Here is a 24,790-nt window from a genome sequence, read left to right as displayed (position 1 = left end):
CGTGTCCATAGTGTAGATATTCAGAGTGCATCAACCAAGGATAAATTGACCCTAATAACCCCAAGCATTGAGGTCGTGGTAAGTGTAAAATCCACAATTGATAAACTTGTATAATATGCTCTAAAAAATGCAGTGCTGTAACCCACATAAAGATATTCATTCCTTGTTTATACCAACGAGTGTTAAGGAGATAAACAAAAGACGCAATTGACAAGTTTTTAAGAGGATTAATCTGGTTAACCATTGTAAAAAAAACCGCCTAGATAGATAGGCGGAATCCCTTGTATTTAAAGACATTTCTATAGTAACTTTGATTTCTTTAAATGTCACTACATATTGATAAAAACTGCATTTCGATTCGCTCCTAAATAGTGGTCATAAATCGTATCAACTGAGTTTCCACAACTATCAGCTAAAAGTTTTAAATCAACTCCCGCTTGAGCTTGAAGAGTAATAAAAGTATGACGAGTTGAACTAGGTTTTAAATACTGAGAGATTTTACCTTCTCTAGCTAATTGAGTAACAATACCTTCACTATTTCCAGTATTTTTACTCTGCCAAGCGGTTTGAATATTAAATCTGTTATACTGCTTACCATTAGCGGTTAAAAAAACGTAATCATTTGGGTTTATTTTTTTCCTTTTGCTCCTCAAATTATGGATTAAATGATTTAATTTATCGTATCTTTTAGTTTTAAAGATTCTCACAACTCTGTTTTTAGGTTCTTTAGTAATTTTCGTTTCCGATGAATAACTTTCGTCAAACATTATCCACTCATCTTTAATATCATTCCACTTTAAAGCAAATGCTTCACCTTGCCTGCATCCTGTTAAAAATAAAAACTCAATTAGGTCGCTGATTTGAAGTATATTTTTCCGAGAAGAGTTTCTAAAACAGCTAATAATGAGATCTCTTTCTTCTAAAGTAAAATTTCTGTAATCTTCTTCTTCAGCTAATTGATGAGATTTTTTGCTGATTCTTAAATCTATTTCTTTGAGTTCAAAGAAGTAATTTTTAGGCAAGATTTCTTTCCTTACCGCTCTATCTCCCATTTCTGATAAAGCCGAAAAAAACTTTTTAAGATTAGGTTTATAAAAATTTTGTGCTAATAATCGTTTAGCGATAGTGCTGACAAGCTCTGGGCTTATTTCCTCTTCTAAAAATGGTTTAAGCCAGTTAAGATACGTTCGATTATGCCTTGTTTTCAAGGTCGTCTCTGATATCTTTCCAGTAAACACCTTCCAATTCACATAATCTTCGTATAGTTGACCTAGCTTTATGCCTGAGCCAATGGCTTCTACTGATTTTGTTTTGAATCCTAGATATTTTATGAGTGTAGGGTCAAATAAATCGTCAGGGTGATCTATATCTAGTTGAATTCTTCGACAAATAGATAAAGCCCATTCTCGATCGCTTGGTGTATCAGAGCGTCCCAAGCCTTTGTAAAATTGTCTTCTTCCGTAGTAAGCCTGTGAAACCCGCGAACTAAATTGAAGGCGTAAGATACCTTTGTCGGTTCCTAATTTAATGTCTGGCATTATAGTAAAACTCTAGTAGTTTCTAGTAACTTCTAGTATGGAGAATGGCAAAAAGCTTGTAAATCCGTAAATTCTATAAAATTAAGCCCCGTCAATCCCGTAAAAAATCAGTTAAGGTAACTTAATTATTGTGATAACTTGATAAAAGATGGTTGTCAGTTTTTGGGGCATAATCAAGAATCAGATTGCGTCTTGACTAAATCAGTAACAATTTGAGCCATTTTTTGAGCCGCCCCAGGTTCGCCACAAATTTGAAGAAGTTGCCGACGAATCTCATCTAATTTTTCTGGATGATTGAGCCAATCTATGCCAATTTGTGCGATGTCTGCTGGAGAAAGCAAACCTAATAATTCAGGGACAATTTCTTGTTTAGCCCAAATATTCGGCCAAGCATACAAACGACGACCTTGTGCAAGAACAATCAAATTAATGATTTTAGCCATCGTTACCCCAATAAGAGGCAAACTTGCTAAAATTCCAGGGATCCCATCCCAAGTCCGCATCGCGTCCAATTGTTGAATAGGGAGCAAAACAATAAAAGGAAGTCCCAAAGTTGCTAATTCAGCCGTATTAGCCCCAATTGTTGTTAAAGCAAAATGGCATAAAGATAGCATTTCATAAGCAGGAAATTGGGTAAAAAGTTCAACTTTTAAGCCCTTAGACGTTAGAAAATAAGGAGTTTGAGCATCAGAAGTAAAAAGTTGAGCTTCTGTCCAGTTTACAGTCTCAATAATTGGATTGTATTGTCGATCGGCAAATTTAGCTAAAGTCGATAGATTGAGGGTTGGTGCAACAGGAAGAACAAAACGAACCATTGGAAATTGTTGACTAATTTGTTCTGCGATCGCTAAACACAAAGGAACGCCCTGAAAAAGTTTACTCGGCTTCGAGCCTGGTAATAGCGCAATCATGGGGGGTGATGAGCGAGAAGATAATAAAGATAAATGAGGTATATCGACCATCAAATCGCCAACCACTGTTAATTTAGACTGGTAATGTGATGGAACGCTTGTCACAACGGACTGATTTTTTACCCCATAGCGTGTGACCCAACGCAACCAACGCGCCTCTCGTTCAGCATAAATAACCGTTTGATAGCCCAAACGTCGCCCAATGACTACAGGAAAAAACTGATCACCTCCCAAAAACAAAACGATTCCTTTGTTTCGCCAATCCCAATTTTCTGCGGTTTTGCCTTGAAGTAAAAAAGAGAAAAAATGCTCTGGTGATTGCACGCGGTTTACTTCAGGATAACTTCGGACAACATCTGATTCTGTACCCATCGCATGACCACAAGGTGATAAAACCACTGAAATACGGACACTCTCAACATCCATTCCCAATTGTTGGCGTAAAGATTTGACCACTGGACGCACCCAAGTCGAGATTTCACCTGGCCCGTTAGAGAGAATTAATATATCAATGGGTTGCATTAAATTAAATCTACAAAAAGATTGAAATTACTATTCGCATTTTAAGACACAGAAGCCTTAAAATGATTAACGATGACTAGGGGTTCGGGATAGAAAAAATGTAGCTTTATTTAAATAAATAGCGAAACTTTAGACTCTAAACTCAGTCAGTAAAAATTTGTAACTAAACCTAAAAAAAGTAAAAGTAATGACAACTGCCTTAGTAAACAATCCTATAACGACAGAGGTACAAAGCGCGACTGTTACATGGATTGGAACCAGTGGTGATTGGTACAATGCCGCTAACTGGAGTACGGGAACAGTTCCGACGATTAATGATATTGTTACTATCGGAAATTCGACAAAAGGAACAACTTATGAGATAACCTTTTCTAATGGGAATCCTGCATATGGTGGTCTAAATTTACTAGCCTCAAATGGTGGAATTCTTAAGCTTACAGGCTTAACTAATTATCAAGGTAGTAGCCTAAGTGATATTAAAATTGAAGCCACAGGACAAGGTAGTCTCATTGATTTATCCGATGTGACGACTCTCAAAGGTGGCACACTCAACACTCTTAAGATTAATGCTTTACAAGGTGGCGAAGTTAATCTTAGCGAATTAACTAAAATTACAGGTGGGACTACAGAGGTCGTAGCTGATGGCACTCTAAGTACGATCAATTTGGTGAAATTAACAGAATTTATTGATGATGATTTTGATCGCTCTTTACTAAAAACTCGTAATGCTGGATTTATTAATTTAGCCGCCGTTACTAAATTACAAGATGTTGATCTTAGCAGTGAGAATAGCGTTCTTTATTTAGAAAGCTTAACGACTTATGATGGTGATAATTTAGTTGAAGCTTTAAACGGTGGTCAAATTTCATTAATTAATCTAAATACGGTCACTGGCCAAATTTTACCAGTTCTAGCGGCTGGTACTAACAGCAGAATAGTGATTTCTGAACAGTTAGAAGAAAATAAATATTTGATTCAAGAACGTCCAGGCGGAGATGTAATTATTTCTAATAATAGCTCTGCACTCAATTATAGTCCATTTGTAAGAAGTCCCATTGCTACTCAAACAACCAATGAGGATCAAGCTTTTAACTTCACCATTCCTGCTACAACTTTTGTCGATCTCGATCCGTCCGATATTTTAATCTATACAGCTACCCTCACCAATGGCTCTGCTTTACCAAGCTGGTTAAGTTTTAGTGCTGTGACACGAACTTTTAGCGGAACACCTAATAATGATCAAATAGGTACGCTTGATCTGACTGTAAAAGTAACTGATAAAAAGAACGCTACAGCTTCGTCTCGATTTAATTTAAACGTCGTAAATGTCAATGATGCCCCAGTAGTTCTAAACCCGCTTCCTGAGCAAAGTATTTTTGGCGAAGCAAATTTTACCTATACTTTTGCAGAAAATACGTTTGGCGATGTCGATGCGGGGGATATGCTGACTTATTCAGCTACTTTAGAAAGTGGTGCAGATTTACCAAGCTGGTTAAGCTTTGATGCGGCTACTCGTACTTTTAGCGGAACTCCAACAAACGCTGATGCTGGTACGATTAATGTTAGTGTTAAAGCAACGGATAAAGCAAGTGCTTCTGTTACGGATACTTTTGCTATAACGATCGTTGATCTAACTAATAAATCTCCCGTTGTTGATATTCCTCTTGTAGCTCAATCGACTTTAGAAGATCAATTATTTACTTTCCAAGTTCCAACAACGACTTTTAGTGATCCTAATGCTGGTGATGTACTAACATATTCGGCAACTTTAGCCGATGGAACACCTTTGCCGTCTTGGTTAACTTTTGATCTAGCTAGTGATACCTTCAGTGGAACTCCAAGTAATGAGAATGTAGGGGTGAGCGCGATCGCTGTAATTGCCACTGATCCTCAAGGGCTAAGTGTTACGAGTGTCTTTAATCTAACGGTTAATAATGTTAATGATTCTCCAACGCTTAATACTCCAATTTCTAATCAAGATGCAATCATTAATCGTTCTTTTAGTTATGTTGTGCCAAATAACACATTTACTGATGTTGATCTTGGAGATAGCCTAACTTATTCAGCAACAAAAGCGGATGGAACACCAATACCCGCTTGGTTAACTTTCGATCCTCTCACCCTAACTTTTTCTGGAATTGCACCAGTCGCTGATTATGGGACTTTGGGGATTAGTGTTACAGCGAGTGATACATCAAGTGCTTCAGTAAGCAGTACTTTTGAGCTAAATATTGACATTGACGCGGCGCAATATGGTGCGTCTTATAATGATCTAATTGATGCTTTTGGTGATAATTTAACCGCTTTTAGCCAACATTATCGTGATTTTGGTCGTACTGAAGGACGAAATCCTGATATCTTTGAGGAGTATCGTTATGTAGCTTCTAATCCAGAATTAATTCCTGTAATTGGTACGAATAGTGAGGCGGCGGCTGTAAACTATATTACAGAAGGATATGCAGCAGGTAAGCAAAAGGATACCTTTGATAGTTATCGTTACTTAGCGGGTTATGATGATTTACTAGATTTCTACAATCAAGATGCGGTAGGAGCGACTGTGCATTATATCACCTATGGAGCGCCAAATTCTGTACCGCCAGCACCTTTCCAACCTGAAAACCGAGATCCTTTGAAATTCAAGTCAGATATTTATATTGCGTCTTATGGCGATTTAATTGAAGCCGTCGAACCGATTTCGGATTACTCAGAGAAACTCAAATTTGCAGGTGAGCATTATGTTCTTCATGGTATTGGTGAAGGACGAGATAGAGAAAAATTCGATCCCACCTCTTATCTAGCCCTCCGTCCAGATGTCGCGCAAGATCCATTTTATGGAAGTGATCCAACGCGTCATTACATTGAGCATGGTTATTTTGAAAGTAAACTTGTTTAGTTACTAATCGTTTTAATCTTGAAAAAGATATGATTGTAGGGGTAGGGAAACCAAACCCTTTTTTATTGAATTTGGTATAAAGTAAAAGGTGGGTTAGACCCACCTATGAAGATGTTATTTGATGCTAACTTTAGCGCCAACTTCTTCAAGCTGTTTCTTGATTGCTTCAGCTTCTTCTTTCTTAATACCTTCTTTGACGGGTTTAGGAGCAGCTTCAACCAAATCTTTAGCTTCTTTTAGACCTAAGTTGGTGATGTTACGAACTTCTTTAAGTACCTTGATCTTATCGGCACCGATTTCATCAAGAACGACGGTAAATTCGGTTTGTTCTTCTACAGGTTCAGCAGCAGCAGCAGGAGCACCACCGTTAGAGGGCATCATCATCATGCCACCTGCAGGAGCAGCAGCACTTACGCCGAAAGCATCTTCGATTTGTTTAACTAACTCAGCCGCTTCAAGCAGGGTTAGTGATTTTAGCTTTTCTAAGATTTCATCAGTTGCAGCAGACATGGATTTAACTCCTTTACAGTAAAATGGTTGAACAAATTTAGGTTTTGAGTGGACAGTCTGTTAGGCAGCACTGTCTTCTTTGTTGGCGATTGCTTGAATGCCACGACCCAAGGAGGATGGTACCTCGTTGATGCCACGTGCCAAAGAGGATGGTACCTCGTTGATGCCACGTGCCACTTGTGACGTGATCGAATTGAGTGCGCCGGCAATTTGTGCCATGAGTTGTTCTTTGGGCGGTAAGTCGGCGATCGATTTCACCTGATCTTCGGTGAGAATCTGGCCTTGCATTACGCCACCGCGAAACTCTGATTTTTTGGCGACTTTGCGGAATTCTTGGTAAGCTTTGTAGGCTCCACCAATATCATCTTTTACCAGTAAGAAGGCAGATTGACCGTTGAGCAAGCTCGACATCGGCTGCCATTGTTCTTCTTCTTGGATAGCGATCTGCATAAAGGTGTTTTTGGTCACCTTACAGACTGTTCCTGCTGGTATAAGTTTTCTCCGCAAATTCGTTATTTCCGCGACGGATAAACCCTGATAGTCAATAACGACGGCTAATTGTGATTCACTCAACAGTTGTTTGAGATCTTCAATAATTGCGGCCTTATTTTCCCGAGTTCTCCCCATGCTGTCTCACCTCCTTTTGTTGGGGACTAGATCAAAAACAAACCCCTCAGCCTTTAGGCCGGGGTTGAATCTAGAGAGGCAAGAATACTGACAAAAGGATTATTTTCCTTCGTTTTCTTGTTCTTTCTTAGGATTTCAACCTCGGCAGGATATTTAAGCTAAGTTGCACCTGCTGTCTTCGGTATTTCCCGATGAAGCAAATTTTGGTTGTTCTGTTACGCTTCTGCTAATTTTAGGTCACGAAGGGAACTAATATCCACTTCGATCGATGGACCCATTGAAGCAGAAACATAAACGCTGCGCCAGTAACGACCTTTAGCACCTGTAGGACGGTTACGATCAACCGTTTCCTGTAGAGCTTTCAGGTTGACTAGAAGGTCATCTGCGGTAAACGAAGCTTTACCGAACATGACATGAACAATTCCTGTTCTGTCGGCTCGGAATTCTTGTTTACCTGCTTTGAATTCCTCAATGGCTCCCGCTAAATCTGTGGTTACGGTACCGCCTTTGGGGGACGGCATTAAACCGCGAGGACCCAGTAAGCGACCGAGTTTAGCCACTTGGGGCATCATATCGGGTGTGGCGATTAAAACTTCAAAATCGAGCATTCCGCCCTGAATCTGGTTGATTAGGTCTTCGGAACCAACAATATCGGCTCCTGCTGCTTTGGCCTCCGATTCTTTTTCCCCTCTTGTGATGACGGCAACTCGAACGGTTTGTCCAGTGCCTTTGGGGAAGGTTACAGTTGTTCTTAACTGTTGATCGGTATATTTGGGGTCAATCCCTAGACGAATATGAGCTTCTGCTGTTTCGTCAAATTTGGCGGTTGCGGTTTCTTTGAGCAGTTGTAAGGCTTCTAACGCCTCATACGCTTTATCATCGACTTTAGCTCGCGCATCCCGTAGACGACGAGAGACTTTTTTAGTCATTTTTTCTAGATCTCCTTGGGTTAATAGCGAAGCTGTGCTTCTCCCCGAAAATAATGTTTAAGGGTTACTCTTTGATGGTCACACCCATATTACGGGCGGTTCCTTCAATAATTTTCATTGCTGCATTAATATCATTTGCGTTTAGGTCGGGCATTTTGGTTTGAGCAATTTCTTGCAATTGTGCGCGACTTATGCTTGCTACCTTTTTTTTGTTGGGTTCTTTGGAACCTCTTTCGATGCCTGCCGCTTTACAAATTAAAATTGATGCGGGAGGTGTTTTGAGAATAAAGGTGAAACTTCTATCTTCAAAAACAGAAATTTCAACTGGAATCACCATACCTACTTGATCGGCGGTTCTGGCGTTATATTCTTTACAAAACATCATAATGTTTACCCCGTGTTGACCCAATGCTGGGCCTACTGGAGGGGCTGGGTTAGCTTTTCCTGCGGGAAGGGCTAACTTGATCATTGCTACAACTTTTTTGGCCATTGCTAACCTTGTTTCTCGACTTGTGAAAATTCCAACTCAACGGGAGTGTCACGACCAAAGATAGAGAGTAAAGCTTTGAGTTTGCTTCGTTCTGGGCTAACTTCGATGACTTCTCCTTGAAACTCTTTGAATGGGCCAGAGAGTACCATAATTTGGTCTCCCACTTCCATGTCAATTTTGACGACGGGTTCAGAAACTTGGGCTTGTTTGAAGATGCGATCGACTTCCGACGGACTTAATGGAACTGGTGTCACATGACCTCGTCCTCTTCCATAGTGTCGTTTTTGTTCGGCTCCGACAAAGTTAATCACGTTTGGTGTATTCTTGACAACCTGCCAAGCTTCGTCATCCATGACCATAGAAACGAGAACGTAACCTGGGAAAACTTTTTCTTCTCCATGTTGACGACTGCCGTCTTTACGAACTTTAATGGTCGGTGTTTGCGGAATTTGTACTCCAAAAATGCGGTTTGCTACATCTAGAGTATGAATACGCTGTTCTAGATTCGCTTTCACTCGCTTTTCACAGCCAGAAGCGACCTGAACGGCATACCATCGCGCTCTTTTGCGATTTTGTTCCTTTGCCTCATCTTCTTCGATGACGACTTCGGAAACTTCAGGGTTAAATTCTTCAGCGAAACTCATTGAAATATCTTCCCTGCACCCCAAGCAAAGAACTGATCGACTAAATAGACAATCGTGGCTACTAAGCTTACCATGAGAATTACCGCCGCCGATTCACTAATCAGTTGTTGCCGACCTGGCCAAACTACTTTTTTTAGTTCTCCTTTCGTGTCATCAACAAACTGGTTTAGTTGAAACGACTTTGATTCAGACTCAGTAGTAATATTCGTTTCTTTTTTTTCGGCTTCTTTTTTGACCACAGTATCATTCTCCCAGATTTAAGTTCAGTCATTTGCCATCAGTACCCTCTTTTTAAAGGGTTGCTCAATAACTTATCACTGAATTGATCAGCAGCACTCGCTTTTCCCCTATATGGTTTGAGCTAGTGGCTGGCTATCCTAGCTATAGGTAGTCCCAACGCGCCCTGGAGGACTTGAACCCCCGACATCAGGTTTTGGAGACCTGCGTTCTACCAACTGAACTAAGGACGCAAGCTTGAGAGCAATTACTACTAATTATAACCTAATTTTTACCAGTTCGCTCTTAGGGGATGAAAGCTGCTTTTCTGTTAAAGTGGGCGGTCAAAACGCTGTTTAATGCGGGTTGCTTTGCCGACTCGATCGCGTAGGTAGTAAAGTTTTGCTCTTCTTACTTTACCACGAGTGATCACTTGTACACTAGCAACCAGTGGTGAATGTAGTAAGAATACACGTTCAACGCCTACCCCTTGAAACACCTTTCTAACGGTGATGGTTTCGCTAATGCCACCATTACGCATGGCAATAACAACGCCTTGATAGGGTTGTACGCGTTCTTTACCACCTTCGACGATTCTCACGCCGACTTTTACGGTGTCACCGACGTTAATTGTCGGTAACTCACTTTTTAAGTGTTCCGCTTCGATGGATCTGATAATCTGTTCTGCGTTCATGGTTTTTTAAAAAACTCACAATTTTTTATTTTACTATAGAAATTGAAATATGGGAAGACCCTTTTGTTAAATTTTTCATCGACGCGGATACCGAAGACAAAACCTTGGTGTTTTGTTAGTCTGTATAAATAAAATACCTGCTGTTTTCAGCATATTACGGCCTATGCAGCTTTTTAAAACAAGTTTAGCGCAAAAAATGGCAAAATTTATCTTGATTGGGGTAATTACGCTTTTGTTGACTCAAGGTCTTAATAGCTTTCTACGCTCGAATGCAACGAATACTTTTGCGAAGTTATGCTCGGATCGAGAAAATTTAGCCATTAATACTCAGTATACTATCACCATTGTTTTAGAAACGCTGAAAACAAATAATTGTACTCAAGCTTCGTCTCAGTTAGGAAATATACAAGAATTAAATCTATCTGGAGCAAATTTAAGCGATTTAAGCCCTTTATCTTCTTTGTCACATCTTAATAAACTTAATTTAGCCGATAATTTAATTATTGATGTTTCTCCACTTAGATCTTTAAAGTCTCTTAAAGAATTGGATTTATCTAATAATCAAGTTGCTAATTTAAAACCTTTATCTGAATTAAATAGTCTAAAAACGCTTTGGCTATGGAATAATAAAGTAACCGATCTCACTCCCTTATCTTCTTTAAACAATCTGTCTCAACTTTATATTCCTTTTAATCAAATTAGTGATCTAAAACCTATATCATCTTTAATTAATTTAGAAAAAATTCTTTTTGATAGTAATAAAATTATTGATCTTTCTCCTTTAGCAACGCTAGTCAACTTAACAGGAGCCTCTTTCAGTAACAATAATGTAGTTGATCTAAGTCCTTTAAGTTCACTGAATAAATTATCAGTTTTAATTGTTGAAGGTAATCAAATTTCTGATCTTACGCCTTTAGCTCAGATAGATAGTTTAAAATTTATTTTATTAGACAATAATAAAATTTCTGATGTTTCTCCTTTATCTTCACTGCTTAATTTAACGGGTTTATTTCTCAATTCCAATCAGATTATTGATATTATTCCATTAGCTAAACTAATTAAGTTAGAGAATTTAGGACTGTCAAACAATAAAATATTAAACATAGATTCTTTATCAACCTTAACGAAACTTGAAAAATTATATTTATCAAAAAATCCAAATCTAGTCTATTCAAATTGCCCAGTTCAACCAGAATCTATTTGTAATTTATAGTTTAATTTCCTAACATTTGCAATTTATATAAACTCGCATACAAACCATTTTTGTCTAATAATACTTCATGAGTACCAGATTCGACTAATTGCCCTCGTTTTAAAACTAAAATTTTATCGACATCACGAATGGTTGATAGACGATGAGCAATAATAATCGCTGTTCGTTCTTTTAGAAGATGAAATAAAGCATCTTGAATGAGTGCTTCTGTACCAACATCTAAACTAGATGTAGCTTCATCTAAAACTAAAATACCAGGATTACGAATTGCAACCCGCGCAAAAGCAAGTAACTGTTTTTGTCCCCCCGATAAGTTAGCGCCGCGTTCACGGAGTAAAGTATCATATCCTTGGGGTAAATCATCGATAAATTGATCAATATTAGTTAATTTTGCTGCATTTTTAATTTGTTCAAAAGAATAATTTTCACCTAGGGTAATATTTCCCTTAACATCTCCTGCAAACAAAAAGGTTTCTTGTAAGATTACTCCCACATAACGACGTAATTCTTCTTGAGGAATATTTTTAATGTCGATACCATCAATTAAAATTCGTCCCTGTGTTGGTTCATACAGACGACATAATAGTTTAATAATAGAACTTTTCCCCGCACCCGTTGGACCAACTAAAGCAACTTTTTCACCTGATTGAATGACAAAATCTAAATTTTTTAGAACATATTCGTCATTTTTATAAGCAAAGGAGACATTTTCAAATTTTATCTCTCCTCCTTGTTGTTTTAGAATTACTGGATTAGCTTGAATCCGAGATAAAGCTACATTTTGATACCGATTTTCTACAGGCTCATTTTTTAACTCTGTAATTCGTTCAATTGCCGTAAAACCAGCTTGGAACATGGTAAATTTATCAGCAAATTGTCTGAGTGGGTTAAATAATCGTCTTGCAAAAAGAATAAAAGCTGATAAGGTACCAAAGTCAATTTTAGATTGCAATATAAAAAGTCCTCCTAACCAGAGAACACCCGCAATAGCGATTAATGCAATCCATTCTAATGTTGCAGAAACAGCAGAATCATGAAAAATTGTTTTATCAACTTCATTGCGATAATCTCGATTTATTTTGCGAAACATTTCAACATTATAGTTTTCTCGTTGAAATATTTGTACAACATTTACACCCGTTACATTTTCTTGTAACATTGAGTTGAGTTTTGATAATTCTTCTCTTGCTTGATAGTTTGCTTCTCGATATTGTTGCTGAAAATAAATAATTAATCCCGTAACTGGAATTAGCATAAAAACCAGTAATAAAGCGAGTTGCCATTGTAGAGTAAAAATAGTAACAATAATAACTAAAATATAAATAAAGTCACTTAAAACGCCAATTGCACCACTAGCAAATACTTCTCCTAATGCTTCTACATCACTGGTTAGACGAGTGACTAATCTTCCTACTGGTGTTTTTTCAAAAAAACGAATCGGTAATGAAGTAACATGAGTAAATAAATCTTCTCGAACTGATGCGGTGATTTCTTGTCCGACTTTTTGAACTAAAAAACCTTGAAAAGAAACAAAAATTAAGCGTATAATAATTGTTATTGCAAGAAGAATCGTAAGATATTGTAAAGCTTGATCTAAAGGTAATTTTTCTAAAAAATTCCAAGAGGGTTCTTTACTCAATAATGAGACTGCTTGTCCAATAATAATCGGTTGAATTGCTGCTGAAACTGATAAAGGAATAAGTAAGATAATAGATAGTATAAGCGTTTTATTATAACGACGCGCATAAGGAAGTAGAGTTAGTAGAAGTCGCCAATCATTTTCACGACTTCTAGCTTTATGTTTATTAAATTTCAAGGATATTTTCATTAACTTTCAAGGCTCGGCTAATTAATATTTTAGTCGATGTAGTTACTAAAATCAATCATTATCATTAGACGAAGTTTCTCTATCTGAAGATAGATTTATATCTAGTAAACCTAAAGGTGGATTAATTTCAATTCGTTTTTCGTCCAAATTAATGACAGGTACTATCTCTTTGACGAAGGGAATTAAGACTGTTGCTATTTTTTGTGTTTTTTGTTTAACTTTATGTCTTTTGCTAATTCGACTAATTTTTGAAAAATCAATTTGTTTTTCTTCCTTTGGAATAGGTTGTTGATGTAATCTAACTTCTAATATATCATTGCCAGCCCAAAAAACATTAGTAACAATTCCAATATTTTCGTTATTGATTTGATTATATACCTCTAAATTAATTAAATCTGAGACGTGATATTCATCAGTGTTTAAAATGGGGCGATCGCTTTTTTGAACAAATAATTTATAGCCTCTAAGATTCTCAGCTTGTTCTCGACTTTCTATCCCAGCTAATTGAATAATATATACATTTTCTTTACTAGGAATATAACGACCTTTTATTAACATAATTTCTTGGGGTGATTCACCTTTTGGAGATTGTAACCACCTTTTCCCTGATTTCTCGAAACGTTCAGGGAAATCAGAAATCGAAGAGACTTTGACATCTCCTTTTAATCCTTGAGGTGCGGCAATTGTTCCAATTTCTAACAAGTCATCTATTGAGGTCATCTTTACTGTTATTATAATCTATAGAATAATTATAACTTACTCAGCTATGACTCAACTGCCACCTCAACCCATTCCTGATCATTTATTAGGTAAAGAATGGCGTTTTGCCTCATTACCCGCAGAAGAATTAGTTGAGTTTTTTAGTAATAGTCCAATTCCTATTTTATCGGCGAATGAATCATTATATCCTCTCAATTTAGGTATAGCTTCTACTCTTCCTATTTCTGGAGTTATTATATATGGGGATAAAAAATCCTTATCTTTAGCACAATGGTTACAAGAAATTAATCCACATTCCCTCAATTATATTCCTGCTGAGAAAGGACAATCGGGGGGATTAGTATTAGAAGCTGGAGTTAATGAACGCTGGATTATGGCTACTTTTTCTGATGCTGAAATGGCACATTTTGCTGATATTTATGAACAAAAAAAACAAGCCAGCAAAGGGTTACATTTTCTTTTAGTTCAACCCGATGATTCTGGTATGACTTATACAGGTTTTTGGTTACTCAGATAATTTTTGTGTTCTGATGTTGGTGGGTGTAATAACAGTAAATGTATTCGCTAATTTATTTTCATTATTTTTAATAAAAGAACTAACAATTAAGCATTTCTGTTCTGTAGTTAATCCATCTAAACGAAGTAAAATAATACCATAATAACTTGATAACTTTTCACGAAAGACCATTTCACCAAAATCTTTGTCATTTGTCAAAAGTAACGCTTGATTATCATTGGCTATTGCTAAAACTTGTTGATCAGAAATAGAAGGAGCAATTTCAACAATCCAAATTAAATCGTGTCCATCACTACGAAGTTGTTTAACAATATAGCTTTGAGTATTAGCATCTGCTACTATTTTCACGCTATTTCCTTAATATATATATTGTTAATGGCTTTTATAGCAAATTGGATTGCACCATCAATCTGTTGTTTGGTTAAAAATGGATAAGCTTCTATTATTTGGTCAGTGGTTTCACCTGCTGCTAACATTTCTAAAATTCTTTCGACTGTGATTCGAGTTCCTTTAATAATAGGTTTTCCCATCATAATTTCTGAATCTATAGTAATTATTTCTGTATTCATATTAATAAAGGTAAATCTTTAGGATAAGTTTTCCTTATTATAATTTATCAAAAATTCTTTGTTTTATACATCAAGTCGGTTAATGAAAGTAATAATTAGTACATTAATATTGCCAGTGAATGATTTCCCTAGCATACCAACGTACTGATGTACTGGTAAAATTGGAATCAGCATAAATTCAGTAAAATTACTGATCGCTCAAGACGACTGCGGTGGGAACACTAACAGTATGTTGCATGGAAACTCGCTGTTATGTCTCGTCTTGCTATTAATCAGTATTATTCAGAAGTCGATCGCATCATTCAATATGGGGGTACAAGAAAAGAATCTTCACTAGAAATCGCTTTTCAAAATCCTTTAAATAGCTATTGCAAAACAAGAGATTTTATGCTAATGCCTAAGCTTGATTATTGTACTAAAATTAGTCAAGTGATTTATTTTTATGATATTGTAAAAAATATATTGATATTAAATTCAGATTAACAATGATGAAATCTGATTTAACGATTGACACTCTTCAACGTGAAGCTAAAACTTTTGCAGATTTAGAAAGCCATCATGAAGAACCATCTTTATACGGAATCACAGACGGAAAAGCCGTAGGGACTTATTTAGAGTTAAAATTCAAAGCTTATTTAAAAGCTTTATATAATTATGAAATGGGCAATGTAGCTTTAGGTATTGATTTTCCTAGTTTAGAAGTAGATATGAAAGTTACCAGTGTTCGTCAACCTCAATCATCTTCACCTTTTAGATCAGCAAGACAAAAGATTTTTGGACTAGGATACAATCTATTAATTTTTGTTTATGAAAAAATTGATTTTTATTCTACACAGTCTAGTCAGTTAAATATAGTACATACTATTTTTGTCCAAAAAGAAAAAACAGCAGATTACCAGATGACTAGAGGTATTTTAGGAATTTTAAGCAATAATGGTAATAGAGATGATTTAATTGCTTTTATGTTAGAGCGAAATTTACCTGTTGATGATATTGAAGTAGAAAGAATCGCAGATGAAATTTTAGTTAAACCTCCGACGCAAGGATATTTAACTATATCCAATGCACTGCAATGGAGATTACAATATAGCAGAGTAATTCAAGAAGCTGGTCAAATTAATGGCATTTTTAAAATAAGATGAATCAAAAATTTTTACAACAACAAAAAATAGAGTTTGGTGATTTTCAAACACCACAAGAGCTAACTGATAGTATTGTTCAACTTGTTAAAACTCAACAAAATAACTTGAAATCCATTATTGAGCCTAGTTGTGGTACAGGTAATTTCATTATATCTTGTTTAAGTTATCTATCAGAAGTTGATCATATTATTGGTGCTGAAATTAATCAAAAATATTTAGATTCTTTAAATTTAAAAATAAACACAATAGAAATAAATACAAAAATACACTTAATTAAAAATAATTTTTTTATCATTAATTGGTCAAATTTAATAAAAAATTTATTAGAACCTATTTTAATTATAGGTAATCCACCTTGGGTTACTAATTCAAAATTAGGTAGTTTTAAAAGTAGTAATCTTCCTAGTAAAAACAATTTTCAAAATAAAAAAGGTTTAGATGCAATAACAGGTAAAAGTAACTTTGATATTTCAGAATGGATGATTTTACAATATCTTGAATGGCTTCACAATAAAAATGGAGTAATTGCTGTTTTATGTAAAACTTCTGTTGCTCGAAAAATCCTTATTCATGTATGGAGTAATAAATTACATATTTTAGAAACAAAAATTTATTCAGTTAATGCCTTAAAATATTTTGCAGTTTCTGTAGATGCTTGTTTATTAATAATTAAAACTTCCAAAAATTATCAAAAAAGAATATTACAAAAATGCTTAGTATATCCAACATTATTAGCTCAACAGCCGATAAATGTTATCGGTTTTAAAGATAATTTTTTAATCTCTAACTTATCAGATTTTGAAAACTTAAAATTTCTATATCAAAGTGAACAGAATTATTGTTGGCGTTCTGGAATCAAGCATGATTGTGCTAAAATAATGGAACTAGAAAAGAAAAATGACTTTTATTATAACGGTTACAGCGTACAATTAGATTTAGAAGATTTATATATTTATCCTCTTCTTAAAAGCTCAGACTTAAATAACAATTTTATTGATAGTTCTAGAAAAAATATTTTAGTCACTCAGCATTATCCGAAACAAGACACAACATTAATCAGTAAGAACGCACCTAAAACTTGGAATTATTTACAAGAAAATATTATACATTTTTTAAATAGAAAAAGTTCAATATACAAAAATAGCCCTAATTTTTCTATTTTTGGAATAGGAGATTATAGCTTTGCTCCTTGGAAAGTAGCAATTTCTGGTTTTTACAAAAGCTTAAAATTTAGAAAAATTGGCTCACTTCAAAATAAGCCAGTTATTTTTGATGATACTGTTTATTTTTTACCATGCTATTCAGAAAGTGAAGCTATTTTCTTGTGTGAAATTTTAAATTCTGATTTGGCTCAAAAATTTTTGGAATCAATGATTTTTTGGAATGACAAACGACCGATTACAGTTAATTTACTAAAACGTTTAAGTTTATCTTATCTTGCACGGGAACTAAAGCGAGAAGAAGAATATCTTTGTTATACTAAGTAAGACTAGAATAGTTGTTAGTATAATTAAAAATCGTTTAGGAGAAAAGACGATGGCTTAAAAAATGCCTTCTGAAAAAGAATTATTAGAAATTTTAGAATTAGTGAAAGAAGAAGAACAAAAACTTAAAAAAATTAGTGAAACGGCGACTAATTTAGCTGAACAGTGTCAGAAGTGGTATGAAGAAGCAATAAGTAAAAAAGAGAATTAGTAGATTGAGGTAAATCGGAAATGCAAAGTATACAATTACGCTCTCGTGTTAATGAAGATGGAATTATTAATCTACAAGTTCCTTTAGAATTAGCCAATCATGAATTAGATGTAGTTATCGTTTATCAACTTGTAGAAGTAAGAACTGAGGAAAAATTAGCTAATGATTTAGGCTATCCTCCAGATTTTTTTGAAAAAACAGCAGGAGCATGGCAAGGTGAACCTTTAGTACGAGGAGAACAAGATAAATGTGACGAAAGACAGTGGGATGTATTGTGATTTATCTACTTGATACTAACACTTGTATTCAATATTTAACAGGAAGAAGTTCTAAAGTAATAAACAAGTTTAAAACTATTGCTAGACAAGATATTGCTTTATGCGATGTCGTTAAAGCAGAATTGTATTACAGAGCTTATAAAAGTTCCCGTCGTGATGCTAATTTAGCGTTATATGAGCTATTTTTTAATCAGTATATTAGTCATCCTTTTGATGGAAAAGCTGCATCTATCTATGGACAGATTCGCTCTAATTTAGAAGCTAAAGGTACACCTATAGGAGCTTATGATCTTCAAATTGCGGCTATTGCTTTAGTATATGATCTTATATTAGTTACACATAATATAAAAGAATTTGAACGGATACAAAATCTAAAACTTGAGGATTGGGAAAGGTAAAAGAAATCGCTATCATGAAAAATAAAACCTCATCATCATGAGATATTTATATTTAATCCTACTATCACTCCTCTGCGTATTATTACTTAATCAATCCGTATTTGCACAGTCTGATACAGCAGTACGATCGGAACTCACCAGCTTAAGAAACCGTGTCAGTCGCTTAGAATCACAAATTGGACGTATAGGAACTGGTTCTCGTTCCCCGTCTCCTTCTTCTACCCCGCGTCAATCTTCTTCCCCTCCGCGTGTGGTAAATGGACAACTTATAGGAGAAAGTGACCCTATGTTTGAACGCTTGGCTACCTTGGTAATTGAAATTAGAGAAGATGTCAGAAATCTAGATAAACGAGTTAAGACACTTGAAGCAAAGGAACAAGGCAGGTAAAGTGTATGGTCATCTAACTAACTTGTTTTTCCTCACTATTTATGCTGCATCCCATTGATGATTTTATTATTCTGCTCTATTTGGTCGCTGTAATGGCGTTGAGTTTTATCTTAGAGCGAAAGGCTTCCACTGATCTAGAATCCTATTTTCTAGGTGGTAGAAGTTTACCTTGGTGGATGTTAGGAGCTTCGGGAATGGCTGCTAATACCGACTTAGCGGGTACGATGGTGATTTCTGCTTTAATCTATGCCCTCGGTGCTAAAGGCTTTTTTATTGAGATTCGAGGCGGTGTCGTTCTCATTATGGCTTTTCTCATGATTTTTATGGGGAAATGGAATAGAAGGGCGCAAGTGATGACGATGGCGGAATGGATGCAGTTACGCTTCGGCGATGGCAGACAAGGAAAAACCGCTAGAATTATTAGTGCGATCGCTACTATTTTCTTTTCCATTGGTACAATGAGTTATTTCTCTGTCGCTGGTGGCAAGTTTTTAGGGCAATTTCTCGGAATGGACGATCGTCTCGCCTCAATTCTTTTAGTTCTGCTAACCTTAATCTATACCGTTGTTAGTGGTTTTTACGGTGGTGTAATTACGGACTTATTCCAAGGCGTTTTGATTTTTATTGCAATTATATATGTTTGTTACATAGCCTTGACAACAGTTACATTACCTGAAACTTTTTCGGTAGCTATTTCGGGCGCAGAACAAGCCAAAACTTGGAGTTTTCAAGAATGGAGTAGTATCATTCCACCTTGGACGGTTGATTTACCCGGAGATTATGCCATATTTAATTTATTTGGTGGTGTCGTCGCTTTCTATCTTCTCAAAACCGTCATTGAAGGATGTAGCGGGAGTGGTGGCTATATGTTACAACGCTATCTAGCCGCAAAAAGTGATAGAGATGCTGGTTTATTATCTCTTTTTTGGATACTTTTATTATCTTTTCGTTGGCCATTAATGACAGCTTTTGCATTATTGGGTATTCACTACAGTTTAACCAAAGGAACGATCACAGATCCAGAATTAATTTTACCTACCGTTTTAGCAGAATATATTCCCATCGGCATGAAAGGTTTATTAGTTGCTTCCTTTCTTGCGGCGGCGATGTCTACTTTTAATGCGATTATTAATGCAGGTGCAGCTTATTGGGTAAAAGATATTTATCAAGCGTATCTTAAACCGAATGCCTCAGAAAGTCAGTTAGTTTTACAAAGTCGTTTAGCTTCAATTTTAATCGTCGTTATTGGTTTAATTTTTAGTTTTAATGTCACCAATATCAATGATATTTGGGGATGGTTAACCACAGGTTTAGGAGTTGGTCTAGCCGTTCCATTATTATTAAGATGGTATTGGTGGCGGTTTAATGGCTATGGTTTCGCTGCGGGAACTCTTGCGGGAATGTTTTCGGCAATTTTTGCTAAAGCTGTGGTTATTCCTCTATTTCCTAACCCTGTGATGCAAGAATATTTTCTTTTTCTTATTCCCAGTATTTGTTCACTCATAGGTTGTATTATTGGAACACTTTTAACCCCTCCAACTGAAAAACCAGTTTTACATCATTTCTATCGTATTACTCGTCCTTTTGGTTTTTGGGGGGAAATGAGAGAAAGCCTTAAACCGAATATTCAAGCTAAAATTAAAGCAGAAAACCAACGAGATATTCTAGCCACATTTTTAGCAGTTCCTTGGCAAATGATTTTATTTATGATGGGAATTATGTTTATGATGAAACGTTGGGATAATCTCGGAATTTTAGCTTTATTCTTTATGTTATTAACCATTGGCTTATATTTTACTTGGTTTCGCTATTTATCCAAAGAGGTTAAAATTACACAGGATATAGAAGAATATTAATTTTATTATATTAATATACCCCGAGAAATGATGAAAATTAATTGGGTAATTGTTAGTATATTATTACCGCCAGTATCGCCAGTATCGCCAGTATCGCTAGTATCGTCAGTATCGCCAGTATCGCCAGTATCGCCAGAGAATAAATTCTCTGTCTTATAGCTTAAGTCCATTAAAATGGACTAATACCAAATCCGTATAAATTGTTATCCTAAAAGCAATTTTGTAGTCAAACCTTATTAATTACTAGATTTAGGATTTATTGCGGATTTACGATAAAAGGCTGACACCGAGTCCGTTTTAACGGACTTTAGCTATAAGACAGTGAATTCATTCACTGGCCGGCTTAGAATTAATTAGCTATCTCGCAAAACCATGAACCAACTACAAACCGAGATTATAAATAATGTATGGATTGCAGGAACATGGCAAGAATACATTACAATTATCGCTCAACCTCAATATGAGGAAAAAGGAAAAAGTTATTACTTTAATGGACATTATAGACTTCAAATGACTCCAATTGGTTCTGATCATTCTTGTGATCATTCAGTGGTAATAACAGCCGTCAATTTTTTTAATGCAACAAACAAAATCAAATCAACCTGTAGAGACAACTGTACTTATCGAAAAGCAGGTGTTATCGAAGTACAGCCCGATATCTCCTATCATTTGGGAGAAAATGCCGAAGCTATTCCCTATGGTACGGGAATTGTTGATCTAAATATATATCCTGTACCAGATTTTGTAATTGAAATCGGTAGTACATCATTTAAGGATGATATTACTAAAAAATGTTTAATGTATGAACAATTAAAAGTTAAAGAATACTGGGTGATTGATGTCAAAAAAGCTGATATTATAGCCTTTAAACTAGAAACTGATAATACTCAAAGAATAAATCAATCTTTGGTTTTGCCTAATTTATCAATTTCTTTACTCAAAGAATTATTACAGAAAACACGTCAAATGAATCAATCTCAAGCTATAGCTTGGTTTATCACACAAATTCAACAATAATTATTATGGCGATCGAAATAGAACGAAAATTTTTAGTAAAAGGTGATGCTTGGAAAAAACAAGCAAAAAGTAAGCTTTATCGACAAGGTTATATCGCCACCAAAGATGGTATAACAACTGTTAGAATTAGAATTGCAGGGGAGCAAGCTTTTATTACAATTAAAGGCAAAACTGAAGGAATTGGACGTGCAGAATTTGAATACGAAATCCCTTTAGAAGATGCAGTAATAATGTTAGATAAAATATGCGATCGTCCTTTAGTAGAAAAAATCAGATATAAGCTACAAATTGATGATTTAGTTTGGGAAATCGACGAATTTTTAGGAGAAAATGAAGGATTAGTCATGGCAGAAGTCGAATTAAAAGACGAAAAACAACAAGTAAATTTACCAGAATGGATAAGCGAAGAAGTTACCCATGATCTAAGATATTACAATGTGAATTTAGCGAAAAATCCTTATAAAAATTGGAAATTTTAAAAAATACCTCACCCCGCCTTCGGCACCCCCCCAATAAATAAACAAATTCCTTATAGTTTCCTCTCCTTGTAGGAGAGGCTTAGGGTGAGGTGGAGAGGGGAAAGGTCAAAAATTTAACTTTTTGGTTTGGCTAAATCTCCTACTTTAAATTTAGAGCCAGAAACCACTTTACCGACACTAGATTGTCCGTCTACTTCTGTAATTTCAATCATACCAATAGGTTGTGTAAGTTGACGAATTATTCTACCAGTTGCGGGATCTTTAACTTGTTGAGTCACCCGTTCAATAGTGACTTTCATTCCTACTGCAAAACCATCTCTAGAACCTTTATTTAAAATAATTTGATTACCCGCAACCGCAGCAATTACAGCATTAGAAATAGCCCTTGGAGAAGTGGCAACCGCATCCGCTTTTGAGTTAAAAGTTTCGACGACTTGACTGACTGCTTTTTCTGTTGCAGCACTTAACAATTTACCCTCATTGCTAGTCGCACTTCCACCACCAAAACCAAGAATAGTGGTTGAACGATCGGACTGATTTGCGGTACCATTTCCTTCAGCCGTTCCTACAATTTCAGCCGTTGTTGTATTAATCATTCGAGCATTCAGCTTAACATAAGCATTAGTATCTTTTTTCTGTTGACCGAAAAAAGGTACATTAAGACCTTCTTGACGTGCTTCTAGATCAAATTGGGTAATAGAACCAACAATTACAATATCTACGCCTAAAATTCGCCCAATTTCAGCCGCAGTCGTCGCGTCAACCCTTCCCGAAGCACCTAAATTTTGTTCTTGTAAAACCGCATCAATACGACTTCTTTCAATAACCGAATATTTTCCCGAATCAACAAGTTTATTGACTAAAATGTCACTAACGCCTCGTGATCCTTTCTCACCACCTAAAAGAGAGATCCAACGGGGATCAGAAACACTGCTATAGTCAAAATCGAGTACAGCTACACGAATTTTTTGGTTATTTTGCGCGATTAAAGTGGATGAAACGGGTTGAACAGAAGGAATAAAAACTTGTTGATTGAATGCACTTGCAGAAGAGACGACACTAAACACCATTGTCGTCGTGATGAAAGAAAATAAACAAACACGGTTCATGAGTCTAACCTTAAACTAAAACAGATGATAATAAAAGCGCTAGTCTAAAATACACAATTTTTCGATCATTTTACGGAAATTTAACGATTTTGTTGTATAGCTTCAATAATCGAGCGCACTTCTTCGGTTCCTTCGGATGCGTCAAAAGAAGTGGGAAACTTACCCCGTGTTAACATCCGTAACCCCAAAGGTGCAAGACTCAATAACCCTTTGAGATCTTTAAAATAATTTCCAACGACGAATAAACCAAACTTCCGCTCATCTACCCATCCTCCATCTTTGACTAACTCAATCATGACTTTACGATGACGAATAGAACGACTATCATTCGCTTCATGACGCGGTAAGATTTCTTGTTTTATTTTACCAATTTGATCCATCGGTGCGACTTCCATTGGACACACCGCATTACAAAAATAACAACGGGTACAACCCCAAACCCCATCCGTACTGTTGTAGTTTTCTAGACGATTTTCTGTGTCGCTATCACGCGTGTCGGCAATCATGCGATACGCTTTAGCTAAGGCATGGGGTCCCACAAATCCCGCGTTAACCTCTTTGGCGTTACACTCAGAATAACACGCCCCACACATGATACAGTTTCCCATCTGATTTAGTTGCGATCGTTCTTCGGGAGTTTGTAAAAATTCTCGTTCAGGAATATTACGTGCATTTGTACTAATATAAGGTTCAACGCGTTCCAAATCGTCCCAAAATGGTTTCATATCTACCACCAAATCTTTAACTACTGGGAGATTACCAAAAGGTGCGATCATTATTTCGGGAATATTACCATTAGCAGCAAGGGAAAATTTTTCGATTTCACTGCCAATATTCTCTTTACAAGCTAACGCGGAACGTCCATTAATTTTCATCCCGCAACTTCCACAAATCGTGTTACGGCAGTTTTTCCGAAATGTTAAACTTCCATCTTGCTCCCATTTGATGCGGTTGAGACAATCTAAGATGGTGTTTCCCGATTCTACATCAAGGGTGTAGCTTTGAACCCAAGAACTTTTATCCTGTTTTTGACGACGAATTTTAAAGATAACTTGCATGGATAACGATGAGTAGGACTTTAGTTCTATCCTATCGCTTGTTGAATGGGGTAGATAAATCTTATTCGAGCATTCTGGGTTCGATCCGTTTCAAGCTTTGTATTAGTATATCTGATCTCTCATATTGTTTATGAAAAAACATCAATTATGAGTTTAGATGTGTCAAATTGTAAATTTTTTGCTAATAATGGTTACAGACAGGTTAAAAAATCAATGACCTGAACAGACTGGTAAGCTAGATATTTCGTCTTAGCTTATGCTAGTTTAAGAAAAGTTAATAGACCGTTGTCGGTTTGTGAGAACCCAAAACGGTTGGAAAAGGGAAAAGCGTTTCATGCTACTTTTCAGTTTAGCTGAACAGGTTTGCGGAACGTCCAACCTATAAGACAATGGGAATAATATCCCAATCTCAAAAACGATTACATTAAGAAATCTTGCATTTGATTTCATTAACGCAAGAGGATCAGACCCTATGACCATAGCAGTAGGCCGCCAGAGTGTCGAAAGAGGCATATTTGATGTCGTCGATGACTGGCTAAAACGCGACCG

Annotated in this window: 28 protein-coding genes, 1 tRNA gene, 1 pseudogene and 1 other annotated feature; of the genes and pseudogenes, 13 read left to right on the top strand and 17 right to left on the bottom strand. The window is 36.0% G+C overall.

The window, feature by feature from the left end:
• The 3 genes and pseudogenes from C7H19_RS25405 to C7H19_RS23250 all read right to left on the bottom strand — a co-directional run.
• A pseudogene (locus tag C7H19_RS25405) lies at positions 1-244 on the bottom strand (hypothetical protein); the annotation flags it as partial.
• A gap of 85 nt (positions 245-329) precedes the next feature.
• Positions 330-1,538, bottom strand: a complete 1,209-nt coding sequence (locus C7H19_RS23255; RefSeq protein ID WP_106459299.1) for a tyrosine-type recombinase/integrase — start codon at positions 1,536-1,538, stop codon at positions 330-332.
• Between the two features lie 173 nt (positions 1,539-1,711).
• Positions 1,712-2,971: a glycosyltransferase family protein gene (locus C7H19_RS23250; protein ID WP_106459298.1), complete on the bottom strand. Its 1,260-nt coding sequence runs from the start codon at positions 2,969-2,971 to the stop codon at positions 1,712-1,714.
• Between the two features lie 187 nt (positions 2,972-3,158).
• Here C7H19_RS23250 and C7H19_RS23245 point away from each other — a divergent pair, with 187 nt between their 5' ends.
• A complete protein-coding gene (locus C7H19_RS23245; protein WP_106459297.1) occupies positions 3,159-5,864 on the top strand; it encodes a putative Ig domain-containing protein in 2,706 nt (901 codons plus the stop codon).
• Positions 5,865-5,978: 114 nt separating this feature from the next.
• Here the strand turns inward: C7H19_RS23245 and rplL are convergent, their stop codons facing one another.
• The 8 genes from rplL to rplS form a co-directional block, all read right to left on the bottom strand.
• Positions 5,979-6,374, bottom strand: coding sequence for a 50S ribosomal protein L7/L12 (gene rplL, locus C7H19_RS23240; protein ID WP_106459296.1), 396 nt, complete (start codon positions 6,372-6,374; stop codon positions 5,979-5,981).
• A gap of 60 nt (positions 6,375-6,434) precedes the next feature.
• The gene (rplJ, locus tag C7H19_RS23235; RefSeq protein WP_106459295.1) at positions 6,435-7,001 is read right to left on the bottom strand and encodes a 50S ribosomal protein L10; all 567 of its coding nucleotides are present in this window, start codon (positions 6,999-7,001) and stop codon (positions 6,435-6,437) included.
• A gap of 27 nt (positions 7,002-7,028) precedes the next feature.
• Positions 7,029-7,201: a sequence feature (ribosomal protein L10 leader region), on the bottom strand.
• A gap of 15 nt (positions 7,202-7,216) precedes the next feature.
• Positions 7,217-7,930, bottom strand: a complete 714-nt coding sequence (rplA, locus tag C7H19_RS23230) for a 50S ribosomal protein L1 (RefSeq protein WP_106459294.1) — start codon at positions 7,928-7,930, stop codon at positions 7,217-7,219.
• Between the two features lie 64 nt (positions 7,931-7,994).
• Positions 7,995-8,420: a 50S ribosomal protein L11 gene (gene rplK, locus C7H19_RS23225; protein ID WP_106459293.1), complete on the bottom strand. Its 426-nt coding sequence runs from the start codon at positions 8,418-8,420 to the stop codon at positions 7,995-7,997.
• A gap of 2 nt (positions 8,421-8,422) precedes the next feature.
• Positions 8,423-9,064 carry a transcription termination/antitermination protein NusG gene (gene nusG, locus C7H19_RS23220; RefSeq protein ID WP_106459292.1) on the bottom strand — a complete coding sequence of 214 codons (642 nt, stop codon included), beginning with the start codon at positions 9,062-9,064 and terminating at the stop codon, positions 8,423-8,425.
• On the bottom strand, positions 9,061-9,303 hold the full coding sequence (gene secE / locus C7H19_RS23215) for a preprotein translocase subunit SecE (protein ID WP_106459291.1): 243 nt from the start codon (positions 9,301-9,303) through the stop codon (positions 9,061-9,063). Before secE ends, nusG begins: the two co-directional genes overlap by 4 nt.
• Positions 9,304-9,461: 158 nt before the next feature.
• Positions 9,462-9,534, bottom strand: a tRNA-Trp gene (locus tag C7H19_RS23210).
• Positions 9,535-9,611: 77 nt separating this feature from the next.
• The gene (gene rplS / locus C7H19_RS23205; protein ID WP_106459290.1) at positions 9,612-9,974 is read right to left on the bottom strand and encodes a 50S ribosomal protein L19; all 363 of its coding nucleotides are present in this window, start codon (positions 9,972-9,974) and stop codon (positions 9,612-9,614) included.
• Positions 9,975-10,137: 163 nt separating this feature from the next.
• On the opposite strand from rplS, the gene C7H19_RS23200 reads away from it, so the two are divergent.
• The gene (locus tag C7H19_RS23200; protein ID WP_106459289.1) at positions 10,138-11,187 is read left to right on the top strand and encodes a leucine-rich repeat domain-containing protein; all 1,050 of its coding nucleotides are present in this window, start codon (positions 10,138-10,140) and stop codon (positions 11,185-11,187) included.
• Position 11,188: 1 nt separating this feature from the next.
• Here C7H19_RS23200 and C7H19_RS23195 read toward each other — a convergent pair whose 3' ends face one another.
• Positions 11,189-13,015, bottom strand: coding sequence for an ABC transporter ATP-binding protein (locus tag C7H19_RS23195; protein WP_106459288.1), 1,827 nt, complete (start codon positions 13,013-13,015; stop codon positions 11,189-11,191).
• 51 nt (positions 13,016-13,066) lie between these two features.
• Entirely contained in the window at positions 13,067-13,735 is a 669-nt protein-coding gene (rimM, locus tag C7H19_RS23190; protein ID WP_106459287.1) for a ribosome maturation factor RimM, read from the bottom strand.
• A 46-nt stretch (positions 13,736-13,781) separates the two neighbouring features.
• On the opposite strand from rimM, the gene C7H19_RS23185 reads away from it, so the two are divergent.
• On the top strand, positions 13,782-14,252 hold the full coding sequence (locus C7H19_RS23185; protein WP_106459286.1) for a Tab2 family RNA-binding protein: 471 nt from the start codon (positions 13,782-13,784) through the stop codon (positions 14,250-14,252).
• Here C7H19_RS23185 and C7H19_RS23180 read toward each other — a convergent pair.
• Positions 14,241-14,600 carry a DUF5615 family PIN-like protein gene (locus C7H19_RS23180; protein WP_106459285.1) on the bottom strand — a complete coding sequence of 120 codons (360 nt, stop codon included), beginning with the start codon at positions 14,598-14,600 and terminating at the stop codon, positions 14,241-14,243. The two genes, C7H19_RS23185 and C7H19_RS23180, sit on opposite strands and share 12 nt — an antisense overlap.
• A complete protein-coding gene (locus C7H19_RS23175; RefSeq protein WP_106459284.1) occupies positions 14,597-14,821 on the bottom strand; it encodes a DUF433 domain-containing protein in 225 nt (74 codons plus the stop codon). The genes C7H19_RS23180 and C7H19_RS23175 overlap by 4 nt, the downstream gene beginning before the upstream one ends.
• Before the next feature lie 252 nt (positions 14,822-15,073).
• On the opposite strand from C7H19_RS23175, the gene C7H19_RS23170 reads away from it, so the two are divergent.
• The 10 genes from C7H19_RS23170 to C7H19_RS23130 all read left to right on the top strand — a co-directional run bounded on the left by C7H19_RS23170 (position 15,074) and on the right by C7H19_RS23130 (position 22,074).
• The gene (locus tag C7H19_RS23170; protein ID WP_106459283.1) at positions 15,074-15,304 is read left to right on the top strand and encodes a hypothetical protein; all 231 of its coding nucleotides are present in this window, start codon (positions 15,074-15,076) and stop codon (positions 15,302-15,304) included.
• Positions 15,305-15,306: 2 nt separating this feature from the next.
• The gene (locus tag C7H19_RS23165; RefSeq protein WP_106459282.1) at positions 15,307-15,963 is read left to right on the top strand and encodes a type II restriction-modification system restriction endonuclease; all 657 of its coding nucleotides are present in this window, start codon (positions 15,307-15,309) and stop codon (positions 15,961-15,963) included.
• The gene (locus tag C7H19_RS23160) at positions 15,960-17,450 is read left to right on the top strand and encodes an N-6 DNA methylase (protein ID WP_106459281.1); all 1,491 of its coding nucleotides are present in this window, start codon (positions 15,960-15,962) and stop codon (positions 17,448-17,450) included. Before C7H19_RS23165 ends, C7H19_RS23160 begins: the two co-directional genes overlap by 4 nt.
• A 61-nt stretch (positions 17,451-17,511) precedes the next feature.
• Positions 17,512-17,658 (top strand): hypothetical protein, encoded by a 147-nt coding sequence (locus C7H19_RS25975; RefSeq protein ID WP_181280718.1) that lies wholly within the window; start codon positions 17,512-17,514, stop codon positions 17,656-17,658.
• Positions 17,659-17,678: 20 nt separating this feature from the next.
• Positions 17,679-17,936 (top strand): hypothetical protein, encoded by a 258-nt coding sequence (locus tag C7H19_RS23155; RefSeq protein ID WP_106459280.1) that lies wholly within the window; start codon positions 17,679-17,681, stop codon positions 17,934-17,936.
• Positions 17,933-18,334, top strand: coding sequence for a type II toxin-antitoxin system tRNA(fMet)-specific endonuclease VapC (gene vapC, locus C7H19_RS23150; protein WP_106459301.1), 402 nt, complete (start codon positions 17,933-17,935; stop codon positions 18,332-18,334). Before C7H19_RS23155 ends, vapC begins: the two co-directional genes overlap by 4 nt.
• Positions 18,335-18,371: 37 nt before the next feature.
• The gene (locus C7H19_RS23145) at positions 18,372-18,722 is read left to right on the top strand and encodes a hypothetical protein (RefSeq protein ID WP_106459279.1); all 351 of its coding nucleotides are present in this window, start codon (positions 18,372-18,374) and stop codon (positions 18,720-18,722) included.
• 41 nt (positions 18,723-18,763) lie between these two features.
• On the top strand, positions 18,764-20,578 hold the full coding sequence (locus C7H19_RS23140; protein ID WP_245927738.1) for a sodium:solute symporter family protein: 1,815 nt from the start codon (positions 18,764-18,766) through the stop codon (positions 20,576-20,578).
• 372 nt (positions 20,579-20,950) lie between these two features.
• On the top strand, positions 20,951-21,595 hold the full coding sequence (locus C7H19_RS23135) for a Uma2 family endonuclease (protein WP_106459278.1): 645 nt from the start codon (positions 20,951-20,953) through the stop codon (positions 21,593-21,595).
• Between the two features lie 5 nt (positions 21,596-21,600).
• Positions 21,601-22,074 (top strand): CYTH domain-containing protein, encoded by a 474-nt coding sequence (locus C7H19_RS23130; RefSeq protein WP_106459277.1) that lies wholly within the window; start codon positions 21,601-21,603, stop codon positions 22,072-22,074.
• Positions 22,075-22,187: 113 nt separating this feature from the next.
• On the opposite strand, the gene C7H19_RS23125 is transcribed toward C7H19_RS23130, so the two are convergent.
• Positions 22,188-23,183, bottom strand: coding sequence for a CsgG/HfaB family protein (locus tag C7H19_RS23125; RefSeq protein ID WP_106459276.1), 996 nt, complete (start codon positions 23,181-23,183; stop codon positions 22,188-22,190).
• Between the two features lie 80 nt (positions 23,184-23,263).
• Positions 23,264-24,241 (bottom strand): succinate dehydrogenase/fumarate reductase iron-sulfur subunit, encoded by a 978-nt coding sequence (locus C7H19_RS23120; RefSeq protein ID WP_106459275.1) that lies wholly within the window; start codon positions 24,239-24,241, stop codon positions 23,264-23,266.
• Positions 24,242-24,790 lie beyond the last annotated feature (549 nt).

Source organism: Aphanothece hegewaldii CCALA 016, from assembly GCF_003007785.1.
Taxonomy (GTDB): Bacteria; Cyanobacteriota; Cyanobacteriia; order Cyanobacteriales; family Microcystaceae; genus Chroococcus; species Chroococcus hegewaldii.
Note: the sequence above shows the minus strand (reverse complement) of the source record. Positions and strands in the feature narration are given on the sequence as shown.